21 protein-coding genes, 1 tRNA gene and 5 pseudogenes are annotated in these 26,841 nt (G+C 34.2%); 18 read left to right on the forward strand and 9 right to left on the reverse strand.

Annotated features, from left to right (window positions below):
- Positions 1 to 13: 13 nt before the first annotated feature.
- The 5 genes and pseudogenes from OPR44_RS01675 to OPR44_RS01695 form a co-directional block, all read right to left on the reverse strand.
- Positions 14 to 238 (reverse strand): hypothetical protein, encoded by a 225-nt coding sequence (locus OPR44_RS01675; RefSeq protein WP_211908700.1) that lies wholly within the window; start codon positions 236 to 238, stop codon positions 14 to 16.
- Between the two features lies 1 nt (position 239).
- Positions 240 to 2,071 (reverse strand): annotated as a pseudogene (locus OPR44_RS01680) (phage terminase large subunit family protein).
- A pseudogene (locus OPR44_RS01685) lies at positions 2,071 to 3,576 on the reverse strand (ankyrin repeat domain-containing protein). The pseudogenes OPR44_RS01680 and OPR44_RS01685 overlap by 1 nt, the downstream one beginning before the upstream one ends.
- 18 nt (positions 3,577 to 3,594) lie before the next feature.
- A complete protein-coding gene (locus OPR44_RS01690) occupies positions 3,595 to 4,065 on the reverse strand; it encodes a hypothetical protein (RefSeq protein ID WP_264376886.1) in 471 nt (156 codons plus the stop codon).
- A 131-nt stretch (positions 4,066 to 4,196) separates the two neighbouring features.
- Positions 4,197 to 4,667 (reverse strand): RuvC family protein, encoded by a 471-nt coding sequence (locus OPR44_RS01695; RefSeq protein ID WP_265015122.1) that lies wholly within the window; start codon positions 4,665 to 4,667, stop codon positions 4,197 to 4,199.
- Between the two features lie 771 nt (positions 4,668 to 5,438).
- Between OPR44_RS01695 and OPR44_RS01700 the strand changes: the two genes are divergently transcribed.
- The 6 genes and pseudogenes from OPR44_RS01700 to OPR44_RS01725 all read left to right on the forward strand — a co-directional run bounded on the left by OPR44_RS01700 (position 5,439) and on the right by OPR44_RS01725 (position 10,555).
- Positions 5,439 to 5,930, forward strand: a complete 492-nt coding sequence (locus OPR44_RS01700) for an RNA polymerase sigma factor (protein WP_265015141.1) — start codon at positions 5,439 to 5,441, stop codon at positions 5,928 to 5,930.
- A gap of 49 nt (positions 5,931 to 5,979) precedes the next feature.
- Positions 5,980 to 6,776, forward strand: a pseudogene (locus OPR44_RS01705) (ATP-binding protein).
- A 23-nt stretch (positions 6,777 to 6,799) separates the two neighbouring features.
- The gene (locus OPR44_RS01710) at positions 6,800 to 7,288 is read left to right on the forward strand and encodes a hypothetical protein (protein WP_265015142.1); all 489 of its coding nucleotides are present in this window, start codon (positions 6,800 to 6,802) and stop codon (positions 7,286 to 7,288) included.
- Positions 7,285 to 7,803: a hypothetical protein gene (locus tag OPR44_RS01715; RefSeq protein WP_265015143.1), complete on the forward strand. Its 519-nt coding sequence runs from the start codon at positions 7,285 to 7,287 to the stop codon at positions 7,801 to 7,803. Before OPR44_RS01710 ends, OPR44_RS01715 begins: the two co-directional genes overlap by 4 nt.
- Positions 7,739 to 8,518 (forward strand): helicase RepA family protein, encoded by a 780-nt coding sequence (locus OPR44_RS01720; RefSeq protein ID WP_265015144.1) that lies wholly within the window; start codon positions 7,739 to 7,741, stop codon positions 8,516 to 8,518. The genes OPR44_RS01715 and OPR44_RS01720 overlap by 65 nt, the downstream gene beginning before the upstream one ends.
- A gap of 22 nt (positions 8,519 to 8,540) precedes the next feature.
- Positions 8,541 to 10,555 (forward strand): annotated as a pseudogene (locus OPR44_RS01725) (AAA family ATPase).
- A 12-nt stretch (positions 10,556 to 10,567) separates the two neighbouring features.
- On the opposite strand, the gene OPR44_RS01730 reads toward OPR44_RS01725, so the two are convergent.
- Complete coding sequence (locus OPR44_RS01730) at positions 10,568 to 11,677, reverse strand: hypothetical protein (protein ID WP_265015145.1); 1,110 nt, start codon at positions 11,675 to 11,677, stop codon at positions 10,568 to 10,570.
- Complete coding sequence (locus tag OPR44_RS01735; RefSeq protein WP_264377181.1) at positions 11,643 to 12,839, reverse strand: hypothetical protein; 1,197 nt, start codon at positions 12,837 to 12,839, stop codon at positions 11,643 to 11,645. The genes OPR44_RS01730 and OPR44_RS01735 overlap by 35 nt, the downstream gene beginning before the upstream one ends.
- A 341-nt stretch (positions 12,840 to 13,180) precedes the next feature.
- Here OPR44_RS01735 and OPR44_RS01740 point away from each other — a divergent pair, with 341 nt between their 5' ends.
- From OPR44_RS01740 to OPR44_RS01760, 5 genes are all read left to right on the forward strand, one after another.
- Positions 13,181 to 14,860: a recombinase family protein gene (locus OPR44_RS01740; protein WP_265015146.1), complete on the forward strand. Its 1,680-nt coding sequence runs from the start codon at positions 13,181 to 13,183 to the stop codon at positions 14,858 to 14,860.
- Between the two features lie 62 nt (positions 14,861 to 14,922).
- On the forward strand, positions 14,923 to 15,510 hold the full coding sequence (locus OPR44_RS01745) for an L-threonylcarbamoyladenylate synthase (protein WP_265015147.1): 588 nt from the start codon (positions 14,923 to 14,925) through the stop codon (positions 15,508 to 15,510).
- Between the two features lie 17 nt (positions 15,511 to 15,527).
- A complete protein-coding gene (locus OPR44_RS01750; protein ID WP_265015148.1) occupies positions 15,528 to 16,379 on the forward strand; it encodes a DNA polymerase III subunit delta' in 852 nt (283 codons plus the stop codon).
- Between the two features lie 36 nt (positions 16,380 to 16,415).
- Complete coding sequence (locus OPR44_RS01755; protein ID WP_264377915.1) at positions 16,416 to 17,210, forward strand: hypothetical protein; 795 nt, start codon at positions 16,416 to 16,418, stop codon at positions 17,208 to 17,210.
- A 44-nt stretch (positions 17,211 to 17,254) separates the two neighbouring features.
- A complete protein-coding gene (locus OPR44_RS01760) occupies positions 17,255 to 17,914 on the forward strand; it encodes a VirB8/TrbF family protein (protein ID WP_139686506.1) in 660 nt (219 codons plus the stop codon).
- Positions 17,915 to 17,920: 6 nt separating this feature from the next.
- On the opposite strand, the gene OPR44_RS01765 is transcribed toward OPR44_RS01760, so the two are convergent.
- Together OPR44_RS01765 and OPR44_RS01770 are read right to left on the reverse strand one after the other, a co-directional pair.
- The gene (locus OPR44_RS01765; protein WP_010407433.1) at positions 17,921 to 19,417 is read right to left on the reverse strand and encodes a proton-conducting transporter transmembrane domain-containing protein; all 1,497 of its coding nucleotides are present in this window, start codon (positions 19,415 to 19,417) and stop codon (positions 17,921 to 17,923) included.
- A 347-nt stretch (positions 19,418 to 19,764) separates the two neighbouring features.
- Positions 19,765 to 21,207, reverse strand: a complete 1,443-nt coding sequence (locus OPR44_RS01770) for a replicative DNA helicase (RefSeq protein ID WP_139686507.1) — start codon at positions 21,205 to 21,207, stop codon at positions 19,765 to 19,767.
- Positions 21,208 to 21,309: 102 nt separating this feature from the next.
- Here OPR44_RS01770 and OPR44_RS01775 point away from each other — a divergent pair.
- From OPR44_RS01775 to OPR44_RS01805, 7 genes and pseudogenes are all read left to right on the forward strand, one after another.
- A tRNA-Leu gene (locus OPR44_RS01775) sits at positions 21,310 to 21,392 on the forward strand.
- Positions 21,393 to 21,414: 22 nt separating this feature from the next.
- Positions 21,415 to 22,032 (forward strand): RDD family protein, encoded by a 618-nt coding sequence (locus OPR44_RS01780; RefSeq protein ID WP_264374840.1) that lies wholly within the window; start codon positions 21,415 to 21,417, stop codon positions 22,030 to 22,032.
- 67 nt (positions 22,033 to 22,099) lie between these two features.
- A pseudogene (locus OPR44_RS01785) lies at positions 22,100 to 22,721 on the forward strand (IS6 family transposase).
- Positions 22,722 to 22,904: 183 nt separating this feature from the next.
- The gene (locus OPR44_RS01790; RefSeq protein WP_265015149.1) at positions 22,905 to 23,183 is read left to right on the forward strand and encodes a YggT family protein; all 279 of its coding nucleotides are present in this window, start codon (positions 22,905 to 22,907) and stop codon (positions 23,181 to 23,183) included.
- Positions 23,184 to 25,292, forward strand: a complete 2,109-nt coding sequence (locus tag OPR44_RS01795) for an FtsK/SpoIIIE family DNA translocase (protein WP_265015150.1) — start codon at positions 23,184 to 23,186, stop codon at positions 25,290 to 25,292.
- Positions 25,293 to 25,474: 182 nt separating this feature from the next.
- Positions 25,475 to 26,032, forward strand: a complete 558-nt coding sequence (locus tag OPR44_RS01800; protein WP_007302667.1) for a hypothetical protein — start codon at positions 25,475 to 25,477, stop codon at positions 26,030 to 26,032.
- 176 nt (positions 26,033 to 26,208) lie between these two features.
- Positions 26,209 to 26,835, forward strand: coding sequence for a TRP75-related protein (locus tag OPR44_RS01805; RefSeq protein WP_264330408.1), 627 nt, complete (start codon positions 26,209 to 26,211; stop codon positions 26,833 to 26,835).
- Positions 26,836 to 26,841 lie beyond the last annotated feature (6 nt).

Consider the following 26,841-nt stretch of genomic DNA (forward strand, 5'->3'; position numbering starts at 1 on the left):
ACGATTTTCATCATTATATGATCCCCTTACTCGTTGAAAAAACAATTTTCCTCTTTGGCTTCATGCCCGCAACTTTTAACCCCGCTTTTATTCGTTGCCTGAGCTCCAATAAATCCTTTATTTGAACTTCCCCGTACCGTACAATATGGTCACCATATGCAATTGATACTACTCTCTCTCCATTTTGTAGTTTCTTTATCGCTTCTTCGACTTGAATTAAATATTCTTCGTTATACATTTCACTTCTCATTCAACCATTGGCTTTGCCTTACTTTTTTAGGCTTTTTGCTTTCCATTTTTCCACTCAAACTATTCCATTTACTCTCTGGCCAACGATAGATTCCAAGCGCAATAGATGCTGCTCTCGCATAAATTCGGCAATCTAGTACTTCATTTCTTTCTCTTACCTTTTGCCACTCTTGTTTGGTGTATCCTTTTACTACTTTGCTGACTAATTGCTCTGCTGTTAGCTGCTTAAAATACTCAGGTGCATACTCGGGAAAATGACAATACCCTGCTGGCACTTCTTCTTTTTCCCCGTTTTTTAAAACATTAAGTAGCTGAAAAAGCTCTGATTTTAATATCGATACTCCCACTGGCAGAGCTTTATTCCTCTTTTTAGCTTTTGACCACCAACTGTTATATCTACTCTGCTTGGACTGCTAAGTGGTACTAGAGCTTTATTTACACCTTTGACTGCCATTACTCTTCCACAGCCTTGATGACCTCTTATCCAATTGTATACTTCTTGCGTTGCATATCCAGCATCTACTGCCATCATACTTATCATATATTCAAGCCCATTTTCACCGATAAAATGATGATTTAACAGCTCTGAAAGCTTTTTCCATACTTCTCCACTTCCTCTATCTCCTTCAAATACTCGGTAGTCTATTGACCAATTTTCTCTGCCTTTTCCCCAGGCTACAACTTCTACTTCCAAGCGATCTTTTTGAACATCTACTCCTGCTGTGAGAACTACTTCGCCTTTTGGTACTGTGCCAATCTGAAAAAATTCTCTCCTGTTAAATAATTGCTTCCAGTCCGGTACTTCTCCTTTATCTACCCAGGTTTCTCCAAGCGTGGTATTTATCCAAACTTTCAGTAATTGTTCACTTTCCTTTGCATGGAGAAAGTCCTCTACTGCTTGTTGCCAACTATACCAGCCAACTGGACTATAAAGACTTGAAAGATGAAATCCTTTTTTCTCACCTTCTTTTGCCTCTGTAGCTCTCCATTCTCCACGTTCTAGCATCTCTGTCTTTTGATGATTTTCTATTTTGCCGCTACATTCAGTGCAGACATAATGTGCTGTTCTTGAGTCGTTATTTTCCCATTTTATTTGTGACCATTTTAGAACTTGATAGTAATTACAATGCGGACATGGTACAAAAAAATATCTCTTATCTGTTGCTTCAAACTCCTTCTCAATTCTGCTTATTCCATGAATCGTTGGTGTTGATACTAAAAAAATCTTTCGACGTGCAAATGTATTAGTTCGAGCAATACTGAGCAGTACTGGATCACCTTCTCCTCCTGAATCTCCTGGATAGGCATCTATTTCATCAAGAAAGAGATATTTTACTGGCATGGATCTAAGTCCTACACTGCTGTTTGCTCCGGTTATTACTACTATTCCACCTGGAAATTCCTTACTTTGTACAGTATTGCCTGAATCTCTTGATCTTGGGTCTTTTACTTTACTTTTTAAACATGGTGTACTTTCAATCAGTGGCGCAAATCTTCCTTTTGACCAACGCTTTCCCATTTCAACTGTTGGCTGTACTACTAGCATTGGTCCTGGTGTTTGATCGATGATATAGCCAATCCAATTGTTGCCAGCTTCTGTTCCTCCAATCTGCGCTCCCTTCATAAATACTACTTTTTCTGCTGGTGAGGACGGAGAAAGTGAATCCATGATTTCTTTTAAATAAGGAGTTCTTTCCGTTCTCCACTTTCCTGGCTCTGATGCTGCAGTTGGTGCTAGAACTCGATACTCATTCGCCCACTCTGATACTTTAAGCTGGGGATCTGGCTTTAATCCTGAACAAAAACTGGCACTGTAGATCATTATGCTCCACTCAAACAACTGTTGTGTAAACTTTCTACTTCAACACTATCAATTTCTGATCTGACACTTTCTGTGCCTCTTTGCCCTTCTAATTCCATAAACATCTTTTTCTGAAATTCCTTTTCTATATATCTTTTGCTCATCTCACTTATAATTATTGCTACAACAAGCCAAATATCCCTGTTATTGTTGCAAAAATGATCGCACTGCTTATTGTTGTTGTTATCAACCCTATATATACTGCTACTGCTATTGCGCTGACTGTAGTATAGATGCAGATAATATTATTATGTTTTTTCGTCCTTTTATCTGCTATTTCTCTTTGTGCTATATATTTATTATGAAGGATTGGAAAATTAACAACGGTATCTCTGCAGAGCAATGCCCCATTTTTTCAGTAAATAAAACTTTAAGTAACTCCAAATTATTTGATTTGATTGCTAAGTGCAAAACAGGTGTATAATTTGCTCCTTTTTTCAGCAATAACTTTACTACATGTAAATGCCCTTTTTCCGCAGCAAGGTAAATCGGTGATAAACCTTTATTATTTACAATATCAATATCGATTTCTTCCTTTAAAATTGCATCTACAAGCTCAATTTCTCCCGTTTGTGCAGCTAAATGGAGTAGACTATTCTTTTCAGAACCGTATTTATTACTCATCAAAGCCTTCTTTATCTCAGGTTTAGCGTAATCAAATGGTGTCTTGCCGCTATCGTCTTTTACCAGAGGGTCTATATCTTCTCGCGTTAGTAAAACTTCTATTGTTTTCAGTCTTTCAGCATAATGTAGTGGTGTTTTATTTTCATAGTCTTGCAAATTGACTTGAGCATTAGGCTCCTTTATTAAGGATTTGAGGATATCAAGACATAAGTCTCTTTCATCGTAATTAGTATTACTTACAGCTATATGCACAGGTGACAATTTCATGAGTTTTGTCCCATGCGTGCACTATTCACATCTGCTCCAAGCTTCAGCAGTAACTTTACTATCTCCAACTTTTTATTATTAACTGCATAGTGCATTGGTGTCTGATTTCGTGCATCAAAGACATCTATTTCAGCTTTTCCTTCTCTTATCAAAATCTTTACAACTTCTGCATGTCCTATCCCTGCCGCTAGATGTAATGGAGTATGATGCAAAGCATTTCGTACATTAACGTCAATACCTTTTCTGATCAAATATCTCACTGCATTAATTTCACCTATCATTGCAGCTAAATGAAGTAAACTATCTTGTTCTGACCCGTATTTGTTATTAATTAGCGCTTGTAATATCTCTGCTTTTTTCCCTTCTTTGGCGTAATCAAGAGATGTTTTACCATCATTATCTTCTACAAAAGGATTGATATTCTTTTTTGTGAGTAGCAGATCTACCATGCTTAATTCGTCAAACTCTATAGCGCAATGTAGTGGTGTCTTTCCATTTAATCCTCTAACATTAACATCTAATCCAGGTTGATTGATGAGACACTTTATTAACTCTAAACTTAAGTTATCAGTCATTTTATATTCAAAATCTTTTTATATTTGAAATTTAGTGTTAGATAATTCTTCGAGTGAGTTTGTAATCTCTTCAGTTAGCGCCATATGAATCTTTTCAGTGTCACTCAGTGATGCAAGCAGCGCTGAAACTCTATTTGGAATATTAAGCAAATTATTACGAACAACTCTAGCGACGTTAAATGCTTCAGTTTTTACCTCTTCAATTGACACAAATTTGCCTACTTCAGCTTTCACTTTAGCTTCCAAAAGTTTACCACGCTCGGTTTCATTTTTTATTCGCGTTTTTAGCAATATCGTTGAAAGTGTTTCTCCGCGCTCTTTTCTCCTCAGTGGTTGACTTGGATCTCTTATTGCTGCTACCGCTTCATTTGCTTGTTCTCGGTCAATAAGTCCATCTTCCAGCTCAACTATTCCTTTTTTTACTAAAGAACAGACATATTGCCTCGAAAACCCTTTTTCCCTTGCCCATTCTGCTTGCGTAATTCTCACTTTTTTTCTCCTTTTTAGCACTGCTCAGCTATAATTTCGTAAGTAGTTAACATTTGAAATATGTCTAACGCTAAAGAAGGCCCGAGGTCGGGACCACCAAATCCTTCAGCCTGGCCGAAAGGACCCACTTTTTATGATACTTTTAATGTATTAAAATCTTTACTGAAATTCATAACATAGAACATTAAAGCTAAAGAATCTGCTTCATTATCATCTGTTGGACAGAAACCCTTTTCCTGTACTGCTTCAATTACATCAGCTTTACTTGCATTGCCTTTGCCTGTTATAAAGCGTTTGATAGTTTTCACAGATACACCTTTGTATGGCATATGATGTTCTTCACACCAAGCAGAAAGATGTGCTAAAAACCCTCCATAGATATGTGAAGCATCAGTTCCCAAGTGTCTTCTCACTTCTTCAAAGTACACAACTTCAATACCTGGAAATTTATACTTAAGTGCATTAAGCCAATTACGAAAATTTAAAAACTGCATTCCACCACCACTAAACCTGCTAACATGAAAACTCTTACTTCCACTTTGTACTATTCCATCATGTAAAATAGTCCAACCAGTTTGTTTGCCAAGATCTAGGGTGAGCATTTCCTTTCAATTGCTGAGTACATATATATACAAGATTTGGAAAATTTTCGTCCAAAAAATCTTCAATTTTTGAAAAATTTTTTATAATTAACTCTTTCTTGAAGATGTTTATTTAAAAACCTTACTTACCCTAAATATGATTTTTCTACTTTTAGAGTTTTTTTTATTATTCTAAATCTTATATTTTATATGTTTTTATATATGTGTATATTTTTATATATGTATTATATATATATATTATATATAAGGGTTTTAGGAAGCTGGAACCCTCCATATTGGCGGACTTCAGATATGCCGTTCCTAGGAACGGTTTTAGGAACGCATGGTGAAAACCCACCATACAGGCTAATTCTAGATTCCTGATTCCTAATTCCTGATTTAGGAAGCCAGTAATTAGGAACGGAACTTAAGGTTATAGAGAGCATACTTTTCAACTATTTTCCTCTTAAAAATTTAAGCTATTCTTTTAATAGCGAAATCCACATTTTTAGCTCTTTAGGTGATATTGAATTTTAAAATATGAAATTCTTATATATTTTTAATATAATTTTAGGAAGTCTGAGCTACCCATTCTTTGAAATCCATTCAAAATAGGTTCCAAAAACCTGAACTGTATTATTTTAAATTGCACCGGTATTATTCTCAAAAAAAAATAACAGAATATCAATAGATTAAAAATCGCATCAGTATTATTTATTTTTGCTCCTGTCCTACATAACGGCATTAATAACTCTCATCCTTAAAAGCATCAATTTGTTTTTAAGGAAAGTTATGAAATTACAAAACTACCATATAGTTATTAAAAATGTAAAATATCAAGCTTATAGACTGAAACTTGCTAAGAGCTTTATTAATGAAGCTCACGAAGATCTTGAGCAAGAACTCTTCTGTGAAATTTGGCCATGTCTTGATCAATATGATGAAGATAAAAGTAGCTTTAACACTTTCGTAGCAAGATTAACTGAAAACAAAGCTATTAACTTGCTAAAGAAACAGCGATGTGCAAAACGCGATATCAATAACTATATTAGTATCGATGTAACAGAGCTACTTGAGAGTGAAATAACAAAACGCATTGATGTAGACTATATGATCTCGGTTTTACCAAAGGAATGGCAAAATATATGTGAGCAACTTAAATTTTTCAACTTACATGAAGTTGCCAAAATGAACAACGTTTCAAGAACCACTTTAAACAATATTATCAAGAAGATACGTGCCAAACTTTCTTCTATTTACTACGAAGGCAAAAAGAAAAATTGAACAAAATTTTTGCCTTTCTTGTATATATACATCGTAGCATGGATAAATAATGATTCTTAAAATTTTGAATAATAATGAAAGATTGCAAACAATATCAAGTGTAAAGATGGTCATCTTTGGTCCTTATGGTATTGGTAAAACAAGTCTACTAAAGACTATAGATGAACCAACACTTTGCCTTGATTTTGAAGCAGGGCTTCTTGCTGTTCAAGATTGGCAGGGAGATTCAATTAGTCTTCGCACTTGGAATGAAGCTAGAGATATTGCTTGTCTTATAGGGGGATCTAATCCTGCGCTGAAGTCTGATCAAGCATATAGCCAAAGACACCATGAACATGTATCTCGTAAGTACAAAGATCTTTTTTCTGAGTTTTCTAAATACCGATGCATTTTTGTAGATAGTATAACCGTTGCTTCACGTTTATGTCTTTTATGGGCAAAAATGCAACCTGAAGCTTTTTCTGAGAGATCAGGAAAACAGGACATGAGAGCTGCCTATGGATTACTTGCTCAGGAGATGATGGCTTGGCTCAATCAATTTCAACACATCAGAGACAAAGACATCATCATAGTTGGCACTTTAGGTCAATATCTCGATGACTGCAATCGTCCAACTTGGCTACCTCAATGCGAAGGGGCTAAAACTGCTAGTGAAATTCCTGGAATAGTTGACGAAGTAATCAGTATGGTTGGAATCAAGAAAGATGATGGAACGGAGAAACGCTCTTTTGTTGCCACACTTTAAACCCTTGGGGATACCCAGCTAAAGACCGTAGTGGACGCCTGAGTATGGTTGAAGAACCGCATTTAGGCAAGCTGCTTACAAAGATTAAAAGCAAGTTTTAAAATTTAAACATGGAGAGTGATATATGTTACAAAACCTATTAACTGATTTTAACACTGTAAAACCGCAAAGTAGACTAATACCTAAAGGTACAATAGTAAAGGTAAAAATGACAATCAAGCCTGGAGGTTATGAGCATTGGTTTACTAAAAGCCCTACTACCGGTAGCATTTATTTAAATACAGAATTTACCGTTATTGAAGGTCTATATGAAAAGCACAAGATTTACCAAATAATTGGTATTAAAAGTAATAAAGCAGAAGATACTTGGGGAGAAATGGGTCGCTCTATGCTTCGCAGTATCTTGGAATCAGCACGTGACATTCATCCACATGATAACTCAGAAGGTGCAATCCTTGCTCGTAAGCTAAATTCAGTTGCAGAATTAAATGGGTTAGAGTTTACAGTAAAGGTAGGTGTTATAACTGATGAATATGGAGAAAAGAACAAAATTGCTTCAATAGTTACTCCGGAATACCGTAAAAATTATGAAATTGACAGAACACCATTTTGAAGTACGACGAGGAAAAGCTTTGGTCTGCTGTCGTTACTAGAGGTATTCAGGACGCAGTAGGAAAAAACCCAAAGCTAAGAGAAGAAGCAATTAATTGGCTGAATTCAAAATCTTTTGAAACTGTTTGTGAGCTAGCTAATCTCAACTTTACACGTATGGAAAATATGTATGGGAGTTTTATGTCTAAAAAGCAAGAAAAGATAAAAGCATTATTAATTGATAATATCAAGGAGTGCCTTTCTTACCTACTTCCAAATGGTGAGTTTTACCGAGAAAAAACTTATATTGGAGACTTAAATGGAAATACAATTACAGTTAAAATAGTAGGTAAGGAAGCTGGTGATTGGCGTAATTTTACTGAAGGAACTGGTGGTGATATTATTGATCTTTGGATTTTAATTAAGGGTGATATATATTCTGCTAGAAAGTGGCTCAATAAAAAATCAAAGAGTGGAGAAAAAAAAGGGGGGAAAAAGAGAAGAAAAAATATTTTCTGTAAAGCAGTACTTAAATGATCAATCACCAATACCAGAAGATATAATAGCTCCACGAATTCTCACTCCAGGTGGTCTTTTAGTCATTGGTGGTACTCCAAAGGTTGGCAAAAGTTATTTTCTTCTCTCTTTGCTTGCACATCTTGCAGCAGGAGTGTCGTTTCTTAAGATGAAGTCAGCAAGGCCACTAAAAATAGTCTATCTGCAAAATGAGATGGAGTACAATTATATCAGGGAACGCATACAACAAATCATAACTAATCAAAGACTGCCAAATCTAGCAGAAGAAAACTTGATTATTACTACAAAGATGAGATTAATTTTAAATGATGAAGGTATAGAAAAAATAAAAGATATTATAAAAGAAAAGTTTGATATCAAAATGATAGACCTTATCGTTTTGGATTCTCTTGACTATGAAAATATATTTTCTGGCCTGCAAAGCAGAATAGAAAAATTACGTTCTATAATTAATCCTATGGCTGGAATAATTATTACACGTCATACCAGAAAAGTATCCACAGCTACACTCGCAAAAAGTCCTTTTCAAGCTTTAATTGGTGCTAATGCTTTAAGAAGTTTTTATACATCTGGTATGGTAATGTTTCAACCAAATAAACGTGCAAATATCTTGCAAGTAGTATATGAGCTAAGAAACGGTAAATCAATACCAGCAAAATTCATTAGCAGAGTAAATGGGCGTTGGCAGAACTCTAAAATTATAGCTACGGCTTAATTTATCCACAAAAACCGACACTATGCTAGAGCTAAAAACTCAGCTTTTGCAAAACATCAGATCTTGTCTTTTTCATCTTTTACCAAGAGGGACATTTCGTGGTGATAAGTTTTATGTAGGTGATGTACAGGGTAACAAGGGCAAAAGTACTGTAATAGAGTTAACAGGCGAAAGAGCCGGATTATGGAAAGATTTTGCAACGGGAGAAGGTGGTGACATTATTGATCTTTGGGCAACGGTACACGGGAAGAATGCGAGAATAGAGTTTCCTGAAGTAATGCTCTCAATAAGTGAATGGCTTGGAAAAACCAACTTCAAAGAACAGAGAAATTTAGAACAGTACTTAACTTGTAGTTGGAACTACTACGATGAAAATAACCAATTGATTGTAATAGTCTATCGTTATGATCCTCCTTTAGAGAAAAAACAATTTAAACCATTTGATGTTAAAAAACAAAGGTTCAAAGAGCCAGAAATAAGGCCACTATACAACATTCCAGGTATTTTAAGGTCCGATAAAGTTGTTCTGGTTGAAGGAGAAAAATGCGCAGAAGCACTTATAGAGAAAGGAATAACTGCAACAACAGCAATGTTTGGAGCAAATGCGCCTATTGATAGAACAGATTGGACTCCGCTTAGAGGTAAACATGTTATCATTTGGCCAGACAACGATGAAGCAGGTAATAAATATACCAAAACGCTAAAAAGAGACTTTTAGAACTTGGTGTTGCATCACTTGCTACGCTTAAGATTCCACCGGATAAGCCAAGGAGTTGGGATGCTGCTGATGCTGTACAAGAGAATATAGATATTTTTGACTTCATAGAAAAAAACTCAAGAAAAATAATTATTAAACCACCGCTCGATATTTTCAGCTGGAGTGTAGAGCGTTTTGTAGGTCCAGTACCAAAGCAAAGATTTCTTGTTGAAGGGTTATTTCCTTTTGGTGTAACATCTATTTTGGCTGCAATGGGTGATACTGGTAAAGGTATGCTACTTCTTGACCTAGCCCTCAAGGTTGCGGGTAGCATAGATCAGGTATGCGGATTTGGTCCACTTGTTACTGAACATGGATCTGTGGTGGTATTTTCTGCAGAAGATGATACAAATGAAATACATCGTCGCTTAGAACGACTTGATCCCAAATGTGAAAGATTAAAATATAAAGATAGGCTATTTATTGTACCACTGCCAAATATAGGAGGATCTTTTGCCATACTTAAGAATGTTCGCGGTAAAGTTGTAGAAATATCTCCAGAATTTGAGTCTGTAATGAAGCAGCTGAGCAGGATAAAGGATTTAAAGCTCATTATATTTGATCCCCTTGCTTCTTTCATTCATGCAGATTTAAATGCTGACCCAGCAGTAGGGGATTATCTCATGTGTTTATTATCTGATTTAGCATGTAGCACTGGAGCTTCAATAATTACTGCACATCATATGAGAAAGCTGAGGGGAGAAAAGCCTATATCAACAGTAGAGCAAGCACGAGATGCTATTCGAGGTACTTCTGCTCTCGTAAATGGAGTCAGGTGTTCTTTTGCTTTTTGGCCTGTTGAGGATATAACTAAACCGATGATTTTTAGGTCAATTGGAAAAATCCCAAGACAAAATGCACTATTTTATGGAGCAGTTGTTAAAGCAAATGGCCTTGCTGATCGTACCATACGCACTTACCTAAGAAATGAAGAAACAGGACTATTGGAAGACATTACTGAACAATTAAAAGCTCAAAATATTAGCGATAAAGATCTAAAAATATATCTTATTGACTCAATTGCGCGAGCTGCTAGTTCAGGACATCCATTTACTCATACAGGAAATGCAGGAATACATAAACAACGACATAGATTGCCTGAAGTTTTTCATAGTATGGGAAGGGATAGACTAGAGCGTATAGTGCAAGAGCTTTTACAAGCAAAGCAAATAGTTAAAGGAATGGCTAATGGTTCAAAAGAAGATAAATGGCTTGATGTAAAAACAGGACCATTTGCACGTGGAGTTGGAAAATTTACTCATGGAGCTGAAAATTTTTAAAATCAGGAAATTCTATTTTTTTATAGTCAAAGTAAAAGGGTTAATACGATAACCATATGACGATCTTTGCCAACCAAGGGTTTGTATTACATCATCACGTTCAATACTTAATCCTAATTTCTCAGCAAGTGTAGATTTGATTGTTCTTTGCATCTTATTTAATGGCTTTCTGATTTGTTGTTCTAAATCTGCTTCTAAACTAAGTCCCAAGAGTTTTTCTAACTGATTAATATTGAGAAGTGTATGTTTTTTAGGTGGTAATTCTTTCTCACAGTCATGTAAAAATTGCCTAAATAATATTCGAAAAATATTAAGACATGATGCAGCTTTTTTATTTATAACTTCAATACTATTAACATATACCATACCTTTAACTACCTGTAACTCCAAAAGCTTTGTTGGTATAATTGGCTCAACACGTTTAAGCGAAATATATGAAGCTGGTAAAACTTGCAAAGAAGTATTTTCTACTACCTTTGGTACTCCTCTTTTAGCTGCCTCTCGGAATATCTCAGTTACAGTCTTAAGCTGACAAAACAGTTTCACCATTGGCACTACATATAGATTCAGTAATAGATTTGGTATATCTTTTTTTAGAGTGATGAGAACTGTAGGGTGGACTCTAAGTTTATCTATAGTTAAAAATATCGCATCAGTACAAAAATCAAGGATTATTAGATTTACAATACGACCTTGATTACAAATATAATAAACTCCTTGTTCCACTTTTTCCCACATAAGTCTTGAATCATTCAACTTTGTTTCAAACCAGTCTATGACCTTTTCTGTATTTAAGTATATGGATAAGAGATGAAATCTCTGTTTTTGATAAGTGTTAGGTAAAATATGACGAGAACAGTTTTCACAAATAGCGTCATCACATGCTTCATCAAAGTCTGAATCAATAAAAATCTCATTACTACAACTTGGATCAACTACATTTGGCCAATCAAGACGATCTTCCTCACGAGAACAAATAATATAATACCTTTCTTGCATTTTTATCCATCCAAGATCAAATAAGTATCTTGCTGCTTTAATATGATTTTGGCTTGGATTTACCCAAGAACTATTTGAACTTAAAAGATCAGCAATTTGCTCGTGAAAGAATTTTAAGACCATAAGATTGTTCCATATGTTTCTTCAGGTCCTCTCTTTCTTTTTTATTGAGTGGATGCTCTGAATAATAAACTTCCCCACTTATTTTGAAAGAAAATGTTACCTTTTTGTTTTGGAACATTACTTTAGCTGATTGAATAGATTGTAGTATGTTGCCAATAGCTGGCTTTAAAATATGTAACTCTGGTGCAATAGGATCATATGGCTTTACACTCAAAGTAAGATATGTATTACTATTTTTAAAATAATCTGACTTAAAATTTAACTCAAATATACAAATGTCAGAGTCAGAACCATCTATACATGCTTGAAGAAATTTGTTCACTTGTAATGGAAAGTTCTTATCTTGTATACTTACAAAAGTACATTCGCAGTCAAAATACCCACTTACAATGCTATTTGCTATTTCCACAGCCTTGTTAGTATTTTTAGCACAGAGATTAACCTGAGTGCCATCAAGAGAAAAGTCTAAAATCATCCACTCAGGTTTATGACCATGAACAACTTTGTTTGAATTAAGCAGTAAATCCATGTCACTTCCTCGACGTACAAACATATATATTCGATCTTGATGATGGAAAAAACCCTGCAACTGGTCATCATCCTTAAGTATCTGCTCTACGGCTTCTCGTGACATAAATTCCTTAAATGAAGTATGTATTTGTCTTGGTGATTTCTGTAAAGCAAATGATACGAAACCTTTCTTTTGTACTTTATCAAAGTGATAGACAGATTTTAGAAGTTCACAATTTATGTGAAATAGTAAAAACAATAAGGATCTTTTATCATACTTGGTATTGTTTTTTACCAGGTACGATCTCATTAACTTCTCAGTCAGAGCAAATCTTGCTACTTCACTAACTGTAGCCTCAAGTTTTGTACGATCAAAGTAGCTAATGAGATAATAGTCAAAAAGAGAGTCAGAGTAACTGGTAAGTATCTTACGTTTTTGTTGAGTGGATCTATCGTCATAATTTCCGTCCTGAAAAAGTTGCCCATTTAAATGATTTTTAAAGCAATGCTGAAAAATGATGCTAAGTTGTTTACCAGAAAGGGAATCTAACCAAGATTGACGTACATTAGAATCCTGAAAACGTTCTAGTAAGAGGTTAACAGGAACTTCTAAATCACTCTCCCAGAATTCATTACTTGGATAAACATTCATGATACTTTAAATAAGCTATATCATATATAATATGATAATTTAAGCAAAGATTTTTTGGACATAATTTTTTCAAATCTTGTATATTTATTAGGGAGAATTTGTGTGAACTAGACAGCTACCTTGAATAAGGTATCCATTGGTTTAGTCTAAAATGGTAAAAGTTTTCTTTTAGCTGTTGATAAGAATTCTCCCAACCTATTAGAAAATTCACAGGAAGAAAAACATGCAAAAAGGGGATTTAACTATTTATTGCCGTTATGAACCTCATAGGTTAGCGGGTACATATTTGGCAGATGCTTATGAACAATTATTGAAATATAGAACTAAGGAGGTGAAAGAAAATGACAACGGTAAGCTTGTATGCAAGAGTTTCATCAAGACAACAAGCACAAGAGAATACGATAGAGAGTCAGATTGTAGAATTGGAGCGTCGCATTAGTAGCGATGGACATGAGTTATTAGATGAGCATAGGTTCATCGATAATGGCTACAGTGGATCAAACTTAGAACGTCCTGGCTTAGAGAGTTTACGTGATAGAGTAGCAGAAGGTAAGATTGATAAGATATACATTCATTCACCTGATCGGCTATCACGGAAATTTTCATATCAAATGATCTTACTCGAAGAGTTTAAAAAGGCTGGATCTGAAATAGTATTTTTGAATCATAAGTTTGATGATAATCCTGATTCCCATTTATTTCTACAGATTCAGGGAGCAATAGCAGAGTATGAACGTGCAAAGATTATGGAACGAAACCGTAGAGGTAAACTTCATGCGGCCAAAGCTGGGTGTATAAGTGTGATGGGTAGGGCGCCTTACGGTTATCGCTACATAGCAAAACATGTAGGTGAAGGAAGTGCTCAATTTGAGGTTGATGAAGAAGAGGCAAATATAGTGCGTAAAATATTTAGTTGGGTTGGCCAAGAAAGAGCAAGTATAGGAGAAGTTGTACATGAACTGAATAAGATACCGGTAATAACACGAACAGGAAAAAGGTATTGGAAAAGGAGCACTATTTGGAACATGTTAAAAAATCCTGCTTATATAGGACAAGCAGCTTATGGTAAAACTAGGACATGCTCAAAACCACAAGTAAAAAAGTCAAAAAAAGGAACTTGTGGTAAACTTAAAAGTGGTCGCTTTAACAGTGATAAAGAGAACTGGACTTATATTCCAGTACCAAAAATAATCAATGAAAATTTATTTGATTCAGTGCAAACACAATTAGCTAAAAATAGACACAGAGCAAGAGTAAGGCAAAGAAGAGAAACATATTTATTACAAGGTTTAATGGTATGCCAACGTTGTCAATATACTTATTGTGGTACAAACCACGTTCATAAAAAGTCGACATATTATTACTATCGTTGCTCTGGTACAAACTCTAGCAAATTCAATGGCAATAAAATCTGCGATAATAAATCAATACGCACTGATATATTAGATGGAGTTATATGGGAAGAAGTCAAGAGTATCTTGAAAGAGCCAGATAGGATTGCAAATGAATATCAACGTAGATTATCAGAGAACAAAAAAACTTTACATAATCAAACACGTAAAAAGCAAGAAAGTAAGCTAAGATTAAGTATCAAAAAATTTATTGATAGCTATGCCAAAGGGTTTATAAGCCAAGAAGAATTTGAACCAAGAATCACAACAATGAAACAGCATTTGAAAGAAATTGAAGAAGAGAAAGAAAGAACGATTGATCAAAAAAAACTACAACAAGAATTGAGCCTTGTTACAGATAGCTTGAAAAACTTTTCCTCAAGCGTTGAGTCAAAGCTTGATCAAGTGGATTGGCAGACTAAACAAAATATTATTAGAATGTTGATTCATCAAATTGAAATCAACCACAACCACTTATACATAGTATTTCGCATAAAAAATCTTGCAAATTTTGATCAAAGTAGCCATAATAGAATTATGCAATGTTGTACTAGCAGTCAAAACGAGCAGTTGCTAATAAAATTTACTGTAGTATACAACAGATGCGTGCTAGCCATTTCGGTATCTTAATTGCTACCATATAGCGAGATAACGGTAAACCCAGAGCTATTGTAGACATAAGTTTTAGCTATATGGTATTTGAAGTAATAAACGCAATACAAAATAATTTGTTAGCATGCTTTCCAACAGAAACAGTATATGCTCTTGCTTGTAATGCGCTAGATAATGGATCTATAGAAAAAATATACCGGATAAAGAAGCGTTCTCAAAACAAGCCACTCTCTATATTTGTTAGTGATGTTGATAGTTTGACAAATATAGCAAAGGTAAAAGAAGAATATATCAATTTAATAAACTACTTTTCTCCTGGACCAATGACCTATATTTTACCACTTCAAGATAACAGTATATTACAAAATGAGTTCTTTAAAGATAGTATAGGCATAAGAATTCCTGATCATCCTATTGCGATTTCAATATTAAATGAACTGAAAACTCCAGTAGTTGCAACTAGTATTAACATTTCAGGAGAAAAAAGTATATGCAAAGCAAGAGATATACCTCAGTCTATTAAGCAACACTTATCTGCAGTAATTGAAGATGATGAATTAGTTTCTGGTATAGAATCTACTATTATTGACTTAACTAGAGATAAGATTAAGGTTTTAAGGAAAGGCAAAATTTCATTACAAACAATAAATAACGCATTTTCAAACTAAGATCTATAGGGGAAAGAATGAGAAAAGTGATAGGCCATACCCAAGCAAAAAAAAAGATAATGAACAATTTATCTATTCAATCTTGGCTGATCTGTGGTAAAAAAGGTATAGGGAAAGCAACACTTGCACAATCCTTTTCTAATTGGTTTCTTATCAAAAATTACGATGAAGTAGCATTAGACTTACACATTGTTGAAGGTGATACAATAGGAGTGGAAAAGGTGAGAGAAATGAAAAATTTTCTGCACTTAAGCCCCATTCAATCAGAATATAAGATAGCTATAATAGATAGCTTGGAGGCAATGACTAGCAATGCTAAAAATGCAGTATTAAAGATATTAGAGGAGCCGCCAAAAAATTCTAAAATATTTGTAATTAGCCATAAGCCATATGATGTACAAACCACCATCCGGTGTAGGTGTTTTCAGCTGAATTTACTTCCATTAACTTACGATGAAACAAAGCAGGTTGTTTCATCTCAGTGTAAATTCGACGATAAAATATTTAGTGAGATCATTACTTTGTTTCCTGGAACTCCGGGAGTAATAATAAATGCAATAAACAGTGGTGCTTATGAGTCACATAAGCATTTTTATACATTTTTCCGTAATCTAAATAATTCTGATATAGTTAATAAAATAATTAATAGTGAGATTGAGCTAGAACTAGCATCACATATAATTCAAACCTCTATTTTAGAAAGTATAAAGAAAGAAGTAAATAATGTTGAAATTCTACTAAGTCAATGGAAAGAAATAGATGAACTTTTCGTTGCTGCAAAGCAATTTCGCTTAGATAAAAAGCATGTTTTAGCTAATGTAGTTAACATCATGACACAAAAATATAATACTTTTAACATAAATTTATGATAAAATTCTGCTAATTTAATACTTAAATTATATAATTTGACTGATAATAAATTAACTGTATGGCAATCAATAGAAGTTTTAACAAAAACCATATTGAACATGCAGAAAGAATTGAGTTTAATCAAGAATACATCTTTAGATCAAGACGTCACTTTAGAAAAAGGGAAGGAGCTATCAAGTGGCATCTATGAGGCAAATTTTAAGCTAAACAAGGCAATCAATATAGCTACTTTGCCGAGAATTGGCTATCATATGATTAATGATGAACTTGTTGTACGTAATCATATTACGAAAGAGGAAGTAAAGATCCCTAGAGATTTTCATTACTTTAAAGTTGTTCAATCCAATCACGATGATTGTAAATTAACGTTTTGTAATTTTTTAGGTAATGAGTTTTTTGAATATAAAAAGTATGATCCACAATATTCTGGTCTTTCAGATGAATATAAACTCATGGATTTTGGTAGTATAAAAAAGACTAATAATCTAAAACTTAAGGAGTATGTTGGTCATGCACCTAAATTTTTTGCTGTAGAAGGATCTATTGAGCCTGGATCTGAAAACCATGTAATTGATCTATTTGAGCTAGTCAGAGACGGTAAAGGCAAAAAAGTGGGAACTCTTGCTGATGAATTTGGTTATTTTGATGATCAAAATAAATTACACTACTATAATTATCACAAAAGTGCAGAAAGTAATACTTATGATCCTGAAAGCTTCAGTGTAAAAATGATAAATTTAGATGTGAGCAAAATTGATAAATTTCACCTTATTGCAGAACAAGGTGATATAATAATTCATCCTATTTTGGAAAATTTAGACATATTTTAAAGTTTTTTAGAGTATCCAGTATATTATATAATTGGGTTTGTGTTATGGAAGATAAATTACTTGAATCAGTAAAAAACAAAAGTTACTTCAGGAAAGCAGTTGAATGGTATTGCCACAGATACCTGTTCTGCGTTGTAGAAAGATCTTGGATGGCGTTAATAGCGTTACTTCTCTTAGTATGTTTATTTTTATCACTACTAAACATATACCTATTACTTCCTGTTAAAAAAGATTTAAATTTTGTGAAGTATATGAACCACACAGAAGATGAGTTCTCTGCAATACATAAACTTAGTTTTAGTAAAAAAGAAGATGAGTACATTTCCATAGCAAGGTATTTAATAAGTAAATATATTGAAACATATGAGTCCTCTCGGACTGTTGAGCCAAAGTATCAAGAAAATTTTATAAAAAACAATTCTGTATACAAAATCTACCAAAACTTTCAGGAAAAAGTGAACAATGAAGCTGTTTCATCCACAAGAAAAATTACCAACATAAACGTAACAACATTATCTATTGACCGGTTGACCAAGAACTTAGTTACATTTGCTGGAAATGCTACTGTAGTTTTTACAGCTGAGCAAAATAAGAAGATGAAAGATTATGCTGTGGAGGTCAGCTTCACTTTGTCAAATATAAAAGCAACTCTAGCTGGAATAGTGCCATTTAAATTTATTGTTAATAGCTATAAATATAGATGATTATATTTATAACATTATTTGGTAGCTAAAAAAAATAACTAAAGTGCATATAGCAGTAATAACTGGGGGTAAAACTAGAAGCATTGGTGTCTTTTTAATAAAATAATTTCTAGAAGGTTTTGAGAAAAAGGCGTTGTAAATTATTGGTAAAAAGTATAGAGCATTGAGTATAGTACTAACAATTAACACTAGAGTTACAAACACAGAAAGTGTTACATTACTAGAGTTGAAAACAGCTTGAAAGATGAGAAATTTGCTCCAAAAAGTCGGAGCAGGAGGTACTCCTATCATGGACAATGCACCTATAGTGAATGCTATCATGCTAATTGGCATACTACGTCCTATACCGTGAATTCTATCTATATATTTTTCACCCGTTTTCGTTATTATGATACCTGCAAAAAAAAATAAAGTAATTTTTGCAAATGCATGGCAAACTAATTGAAAGATTGCAATCTTCATGCTGAATTCACTAAAAATTGAAGCGAACAATATAATATACGACAATTGGGAGATGGTAGAGTAAGCAAGCAATTTCTTTAATTCCTTTTGCTTTAATGCAATCAACGATGCAGTAATGATAGTAAATCCAGCAGCGTACGGAAGCCACCCTCCAGCAAACCAATTTTGCTGCACAAAACGTTGCATATTATCGACGCCAAAAGTGTATAATATAACTTTGATGATGATGAAAACTCCGGATTTCACAACAGCAACAGCATGTAATAGTGCACTCACAGGAGTTGGTGCAACCATTGCTTTTGGTAACCAAAAATGCATTGGCATTAATGCAGCTTTTCCTATTCCATAAATCAGCATAGCAAAACACACTGCAATAAAAGTGATGAGTGAAGTATCAAACTTGAATATTCCACCACTTACAAAATCTAAAGTATGGAATTCATTATATAATAGGCCTATTGCAGGAAAAAATAATACTAAAGAAGAGAAAAATAGTAAACCAAAGTAATAGCGTCCTGCAATTACTGATTCATTTGTTGAGTTGTAAGTAATCAGAGGGTATGTACTAATAGTTAGAAGCTCATAAAAGACAAATGTAGTGAGCAAATCTCCAGAAAAAGCAATAAACATTGCACAACTGATTGATGTTGAAAAAAAGCATAGAAAACTTGAGTGATTGCTATCAGCATAGTTATTTCTCATATAACATATTGCATATATACTGGTTAGTACCCACAAAAATGATATTAATAAACTGAATATTGCTCCACTAGACTCTAGCTTTAAACTAATATGCAAATTATTACCAAAATCCATGAGAATAAATTGAGAATGATCACCATACACCAAATATAAAGTGCATAGAGATGTATACGCAAACAGAAGCATAGAAGAAGCAACAGTAACGCTACTGTTCACTCTGGGCCATTTACTAGTAAAAGAAATAGCTAATGCACTTAAAAGTGGGATCAACGCAGTAATTAACAAATAATTCTCAGTAATAAAAAGTGGCAAGGAAAGAGATATTAAAACAAAATCCATTAAGTAATTCATCTTTCTGTTTAGGTAAAGCTAAAATTATATTCAAGTTATAGAGAATTTGCTATTTTTTAGTTGTATATCGGAAGTGTTAAATAAACCATACGCATCAAGTTAAGAAAAAGTGGCGTAAGGAAGAAAGGAAATAAGAAAAAACTATTTTATATATTAAGTAATAAAGTTAGTAATTTATAGATTTTTCTAAAAAAATATCTTATCCTAGGTAGGAATTTCCTAAAAAAATAAATGTAACAAATAAAATGCCAATCTTAAATATTGCTATATTTCACGATAGCTACTTAATTTGGCACGTATGGTTTGTTAAACACTTCCAGAATTACTCAAAACCGCTACAGACTATATCTTTCTGTATAATCTTTAAATGCACCTCTATTGGAGTCAAAATGTAGTTTCACACTACCAATTGGCCCGTTTCTTTGTTTTGCAATGATCAGTTCTGCAATATTTCTAATTTTCTCCATTTTCTCTTGCCACTCTCGATGTTTATTACTTCCTTCATTTGGTTGCTTTCTTAATTCATAATATTCTTCTCTATAAAGGAACATTACTATATCCGCATCCTGCTCTATGCTTCCTGAATCACGTAAATCAGAAAGTTGTGGTTTTTTATCATCCCTTTGCTCAACAGAACGAGAGAGCTGTGATAGTGCAACAATGGGAATATTTAGTTCCTTTGCAATTGCTTTTAAACCCTGCGTCACTTCTGAGATTTCTTGCACTCTATTTTCACTACTCCTTTTTGTTGTTCCTCGAATTAACTGCAGATAATCGATAAAGACCAACTCTACATTATATAGTTGATAGAGAAGACGTATTCTGGTACGAAGAGCACTAATTGATAACGCAGGAGTGTCATCTATGATGAAAGGTAATTCGGATAGATCTGTACTAGCATTAATGAATTCGTGTAATTCAAAATCACTAATTCTCCCAGTCAGTGCCTTATAATAACCAATGCCTGAATCTATAGTAATCAATCTTGCGGTCAATTGCTCTGCTGACATTTCAAGTGAAAAGAATGCTACATAATGTTGTTTATCTGTTCTTTTTTGCAAAATCTTACAAGCATTAAGTGCGATGTTCAGCGCCAATGCTGTCTTTCCCATTGAGGGCCTTGCAGCTATAATTAACAGATCAGATTTCTGCAAACCACCAAGAAGCTGGTTTAGGTCTTGAAGTCCGGTTGTAATACCCAGAGCCTCTGGGTTATTCTTCAGCTTGCTGATCTTCTCAACCACATCTTTAATTGAACTTGCAAGCTTTATATATGTCTTATCACCTTGCTTTTTTACTGCTAAGTTGAACAACTTTGTCATTGCCTGCTCAATTTGTACCTGTGCAGGATTTTCAATGTCGTAGTTGTAACTATCGTCAACTATCTCCTGCCCGAGCTTGATTAAGCATCTCCTTAAATAAGTATCACGGATTATTCTGGTCAAGCTATAGATGTCAAGCGCAATGCTTGCCTTTGCTGCAAGTTTTGCTAGGTACTCAACTCCACCACATTCGGCAAATGCTTTATCATTCTCGAAAAACATCTTGAGGCTCAGTTCATTAGCAACTATACCGTGTTTTCTGGTTTTAGATATCTGGGTAAAAATGCTTTGATGTAGTGGATCATAGAAATTATCTGCTGCAATTATATCTTCGACTGCATCACAAATTCTATTATCACGAACCATTGCACCAATGAGCATTTGCTCTGCTTCTAAATTGTGTGGCAATTTACATATTTCTTCTCTTGAATCAATAAGATTGGCTAATTCATTCATTTTAAGTTTTCAGAGTAATGATTGATTATTGTAGAATATTCAGTCCTTACTTGAAAGAGAAAAAATTTGACTAATCCTGTGTTGTTTATAGCATTAAAGTAGGCCCCTGTGGTGGAATGGTAGACACGGCAGACTCAAAATCTGTTGCTTGCAAAAGCATGCTGGTTCAAGTCCGGCCAGGGGCACTCAAATATTGGAAAATGCTTTATGTTACACAAATTTTTTAATCGTTTATTTTCCATTCTTTCTTCGATAAATGCTATTCAAAGGGTAAAGAAAGATGAAAATGGAATATGTTACGTAACAGGACTTAGACGCTATTTGTCAGTGCTGCTTGATTTAATTATCATCGTTTTGTTCTTGCAGCTTTGCGGCCAAGCCTTAAGCCAACTCTTCATGAACTCAGAGAGCAGTAAAATATTAGGCCAAATTGCTGCGAAATATCAGATGCAAACACCATTATCTGCAGAGGAAACAGCAATGCAGAGTAAACTAATCAAGTTACTAGTTCTAAATCAGATAGTTCAATTTATTATGCTTTTTAGTTATGTAGCATATATGTGGATAAGATTTGGCGCTACACCTGGAAAGTTATTACTTGGACTCAGAGTTGTAAATGCACAAACTTTTGAAAAATTGACTCTAAAACAAGCAATAAAGAGGTTTTTTTCCTTTATATTGTCAACTTCACCACTATTCTTAGGTTTCATATGGGCAAGCTTCGACAAACGTTGCCAAACTTGGCACGATAAGATTGCAGGCACAGTAGTTGTAACAAGTAAAAGTCTTAGATGTATGGTCTCAGAACATAATAGAGTGGATTAAGGGTTCTGTCGCATTTGTAGGGAAGTAGAAAGAAGAATGATATAATTGTCTAAAAAAAAAAGCAAAGATGTTTCGTATCAATCAAAAATTGTTGCCATATTTCAAAGGATTTAGCTTTTTAGAGGATGTTATCTGTATACATGAAATGTCGATTCTCTTTGAGCTATCGAGATTTGGAAGAAATGATGAGTATAAGGGGAGCAAAATGCTACGTTACAAAGGTGGGTTATCACCACTGATAGATGAGGCAGTAAGGAAAAGAAAGAAGCAGGTTGGTAGTAGTTGGAGAGACTTACATTAAATTAAACGGTAAATGGGTTTATTTATATACTGTAGACTTGTGTGTTAGTAGAGACAAGTCTGCAGCACTTGCATTCTTTCGTAAAGCCTTCAGGAGTAACTATCTTCCTGAGAAAATTGTAATTGATAAAAGCGGCAGTAATACTGCTGCTCTTGATGATTTGAATGCAGAAATTTCTGAAGATTACAGTTCTTCAAATAAAATATCTAAATAATATTGTTGATAGATTTATCAAAAAACTAATAAAGCCAATGCTTGGGTTTAAAAGCTTCCATTCCGCAAAGATTACCATCACAGGCATAGAAAATATTCGTATGATTCAAGAAAGACAAATTATTAAAATAATGTTTCTACTTTTGAGAATTTTGCTATGTTAATGGCTTCATAACTCCTATAATCCCACCTTTAATGATCTTCTTTCCTATGGTTTATAGATGCAACAGAACCGACATATCAGTTGATAAACAGACTAATCAGTTATTGTTTATACCTATTTCAGCATGAAAATTATTGTGAGGCTTGATTTTATATATATCACTACACATAATAGACTTTAGTATAAATTAGTAATATGCATCCAATCATATACTTACTTAACTTGTTACTTGATCTTTACAGCTTAGTTCTAATATGCTCAGTTGCTCTCGATTTGTTGATTAAATTGAATGTAGTTAACATGTATAATGAGATTGTAAGCAGCATAATGCAAACTTTAAACAGACTCACTTATCCTCCACTAAAGGTTATCAGAAGGTATATACAACCATTCAATGGATTAGATTTATCCGTGATGATATTGATAATAGCAATTCACTTTGTAAAATATACAATTACTTATTACTTTAAGTAGATGTTAAAAAAACAGCTAAAATCAGCGATATACCTGTTACTCTTAATGTATATATATATATCGGTTTTTAGCTATAATTATCAAGATCCATCCTTAAATACAGCTACAAATCAGGAAGTAACAAATTTGGGCGGAGTGGTAGGTTCATATTTAGCTGATATATTGGTTCAATTTCTTGGACTCGCTAGTATTACAATAGCTACAACCATAATTTACTTTTTGATATCAAAAAGGCTGCTGAAAATTCTCTATTTAATATTAATCAATTTAGGAATATGTGCTACATTAGCGCAACTTTCGCTCGGTATCACTACTAGGTACATGCATGGTGGAATAGTCGGCAATACTCTAATTGTCCACTGCCCGTTTTACATATTCACAGTAGTAGCATCAATAGGTGTTGTAGGGTTGGTTGGTTGGAAGAGAACGGTTTATTCTTTACTTTTCCTATGTAAAAAAATATTTTCCCTTTTTACAAAGGTTCTGTTTTTCAGGTTACGTAAAACTACTGATTATTCAATAGCACCGTTAGTAGTAGAAGAAAAATATAGAACCACTAGACAACAACCAAAAGAAAGACAGAAAAAAGCTACCGAAGAGATTTTTAAACCACCTTCTAGCGAGTTTGAGTTTCCAAGCATTCACTTACTTTCTAAAGTAGAAGAATCCATGCAGAGAAAACAGTTGAATGCATTAGAGAGCAATAAGAATTTATCTCTGCTCGAGCAGGTTCTAAGTGATTTTGGCGTGCAAGGAAAAATTATAAGTGTATGTTATGGACCGGTTGTGACTTTATACAAACTTGAACCACAAGCAGGCACAAAATCTGCAAGAGTGATTGGTCTTGCAGATGATATTGCACGTTCAATGAGTGCACTTTCTGCACGTATTTCAATAATTCGTGGACAAAATGCAATGGGAATAGAATTGCCAAATAAAGAACGAGAAATTGTTATGCTGCGTGATTTACTTGAATCGCCAGAATACCAAAATGCAAACTTAAATCTTCCGATTGCACTAGGCAAGGAAATAAGCGGAAAACCAATTATTGCAGATCTGACTAAAATGCCCCACTTGCTTGTTGCCGGAACTACAGGATCAGGTAAATCAGTTGCGATTAACACGATGATTCTGTCGCTTGTTTATCGATTAAGTCCTGATGAATGCAAGATGATAATGATCGACCCAAAGATGCTTGAGCTTTCAATATATGATGCAATACCGCATCTAATAACGCCAGTGGTAACAGAGCCAAAAAAAGCTGTTATTGCTCTTAAGTGGATCGTGAAAGAGATGGAAAATCGCTATCGTATGATGTCATATTTAAATGTGCGGAATGTAATAAACTATAATCAAAAAATTACAGAAGCGATGAATAGCGGAATAGAATTGGAACGCGTTGTACAGATTGGCTTTAACTCAACAACGGGTAAACCTTTGTTTGAAAAAATACCGATTAAAATGGAGACATTTCCGTATATTGTGGTGATTGTAGATGAAATGGCAGATTTAATGCTTGTTGCTGGCAAAGATATAGAATGCTCTATTCAACGTTTAGCTCAGATGGCTCGTGCTGCAGGAATACACATCATAATGGCAACGCAACGTCCGTCTGTAGATGTGATAACAGGTGTGATAAAAGCAAACTTTCCAACAAGAATTAGTTTTGCTGTTACTTCTAAGATAGATAGCCGTACAATACTTGGTGAACAAGGGGCTGAACAATTGCTCGGTATGGGTGATATGCTTTATATGGCCTCTGGTGGTAAGATTATTCGAGTTCACGGTCCATTTGTAAGTGATGATGAGGTGCAAAATATAGTTGATCATCTAAAAACGCAAGGTGAGCCAAACTACATGGAGGAAATCACTCAAGAAGATGAAAATTCTTTCGCGGAATCAGAAGGTGAAACAGAAGATGAAGAGAACGATCTATACAAGCAAGCAGTGGCCATCATTCAGAGAGATCAAAAGGTTTCAACTAGTTACATTCAAAGGCAACTTAGAATAGGCTATAACAGAGCTGCAAATATTGTTGAAAGAATGGAGAAAGAAGGTATTGTCAGTGCTCCGAGTTACTCAGGAAAGAGAGAGATATTGGTAGAATAACCCTTAACTTAAACCAAGGAAAGTTATTTCTAAGATCAATAGATCTCTTGCATAACTGGAATTCAAAAGTTCCAGCGCATGACCAGATATTTCTTATTGGATCCCAGTTGTATAGTGTTTAATACTAAATTAACTACTAAAAACGTACAATAGTAATATATTAATTAGCTAGGTGGTTAAAAATGGGTATAACCAAATTTGTATTCGGTTTTGATAAATCGGATGTAACAGCATTGCAGGAAAGTCAAAATATTGATGCTAAAAAGTTTCAAGAAGTATTTAGCGCATTAAAAGAATGGCAAGAAGCTCAAAAGATAGATGCTAAACAGTTTGAAGAGGTATTTAGTGCATTAAAAGAGTGGCAAGAAGCTCAAAAGATAGATGTTGAGCAGTTTGAAAAAGTTTTTGGTGCATTAGAAGACAAGATTGGTACTGAGCAGTTTCAAGCTATGCAAGAGCACTTAAGCGGCTTGCAAGAAAAATTTACAGGCTTAGAAGAAAAAGTAGAAACATTTGCAGACATGGTAGGGGGACAAGAACAAGCAATACTAACTTGTGCCATAGTCAGTGCTGTTGCTGCAATAGCTGTAACTAGTTTTGTTGCATTCTGTATCTATCAGGGAGTTAAGCTTGATAAAGAGAAGAAAAACGACTTGTCTCAGGATATGCCAAGCGGAAAGTTTAATAATGTGAATGATACCGAAAAATTGAAGAATAACTTACAGCAAGGAAGAGTGTAATGCTCTTCTTGAAAGGGTGTTACGTAAAATTTGTAACACCTTAAATTTCCTTTAGATTATGTAGGTTTTGGTAGTAAATTTTTTAGAAAGATGTTTGTATTATAAAGTTGGTAGAGATTCTGATTTACTTGAAGTTTGTTAATTGGTATCTTTTAAAGCACAATATTCACTATAGTATGCTTAAGATCTTTTCTAAAGTTTTATTTATATTAATACTTTTGGTTTCTAGTTTCTTTACTGTACATAATGTTGAAGCGAAGTCTAAGGTAAAGTTCAGTAAGAGGTACATACCTCCTGGTAACCCTGGTGGTGCAAACTTTCATGCAGACGAGGATTTTGCTGAGTCATATAAACTGTATGAGAAGCGTAGGGAGCTCCTCAAGAAAAAAAAGTTACAAGATCTAGCTATAAATAAAGAAGATCTAATCAAAAAATTAAAAGAAAAAAAAATTGCTAGCCTTGATAACGAGCCAAACAACGTGGGAGCTTGCATAGTTGAAGATGGGGAGGATGCTATGATCAATCAGCATGGTATTAATCTTGCACGTTTAAAGGGTGCTGTATTTATAGATCAAGAGCCAGTTTCTCAGTATGAAAGTAAGCAGCATAAAAGTGAACAACAAAAAGGGAAAAAAGTTACTTCAACACGAGAAAAAAAAGTTTCCCCTATAAATGTTACTATAAAAGAAAGTCCATCAAGAAGAACGTGCTCTCATGATTCTATTACTGATCTAAATAGAACACCACAGCATAGTTTAAATGGTTCAAGTTCATTTGGCAGTGTAGTTGACACAGTAAAATAGTGTCAC

Source organism: Wolbachia endosymbiont (group B) of Camptogramma bilineatum, assembly GCF_947251825.1.
Classification (GTDB): Bacteria; Pseudomonadota; Alphaproteobacteria; order Rickettsiales; family Anaplasmataceae; genus Wolbachia.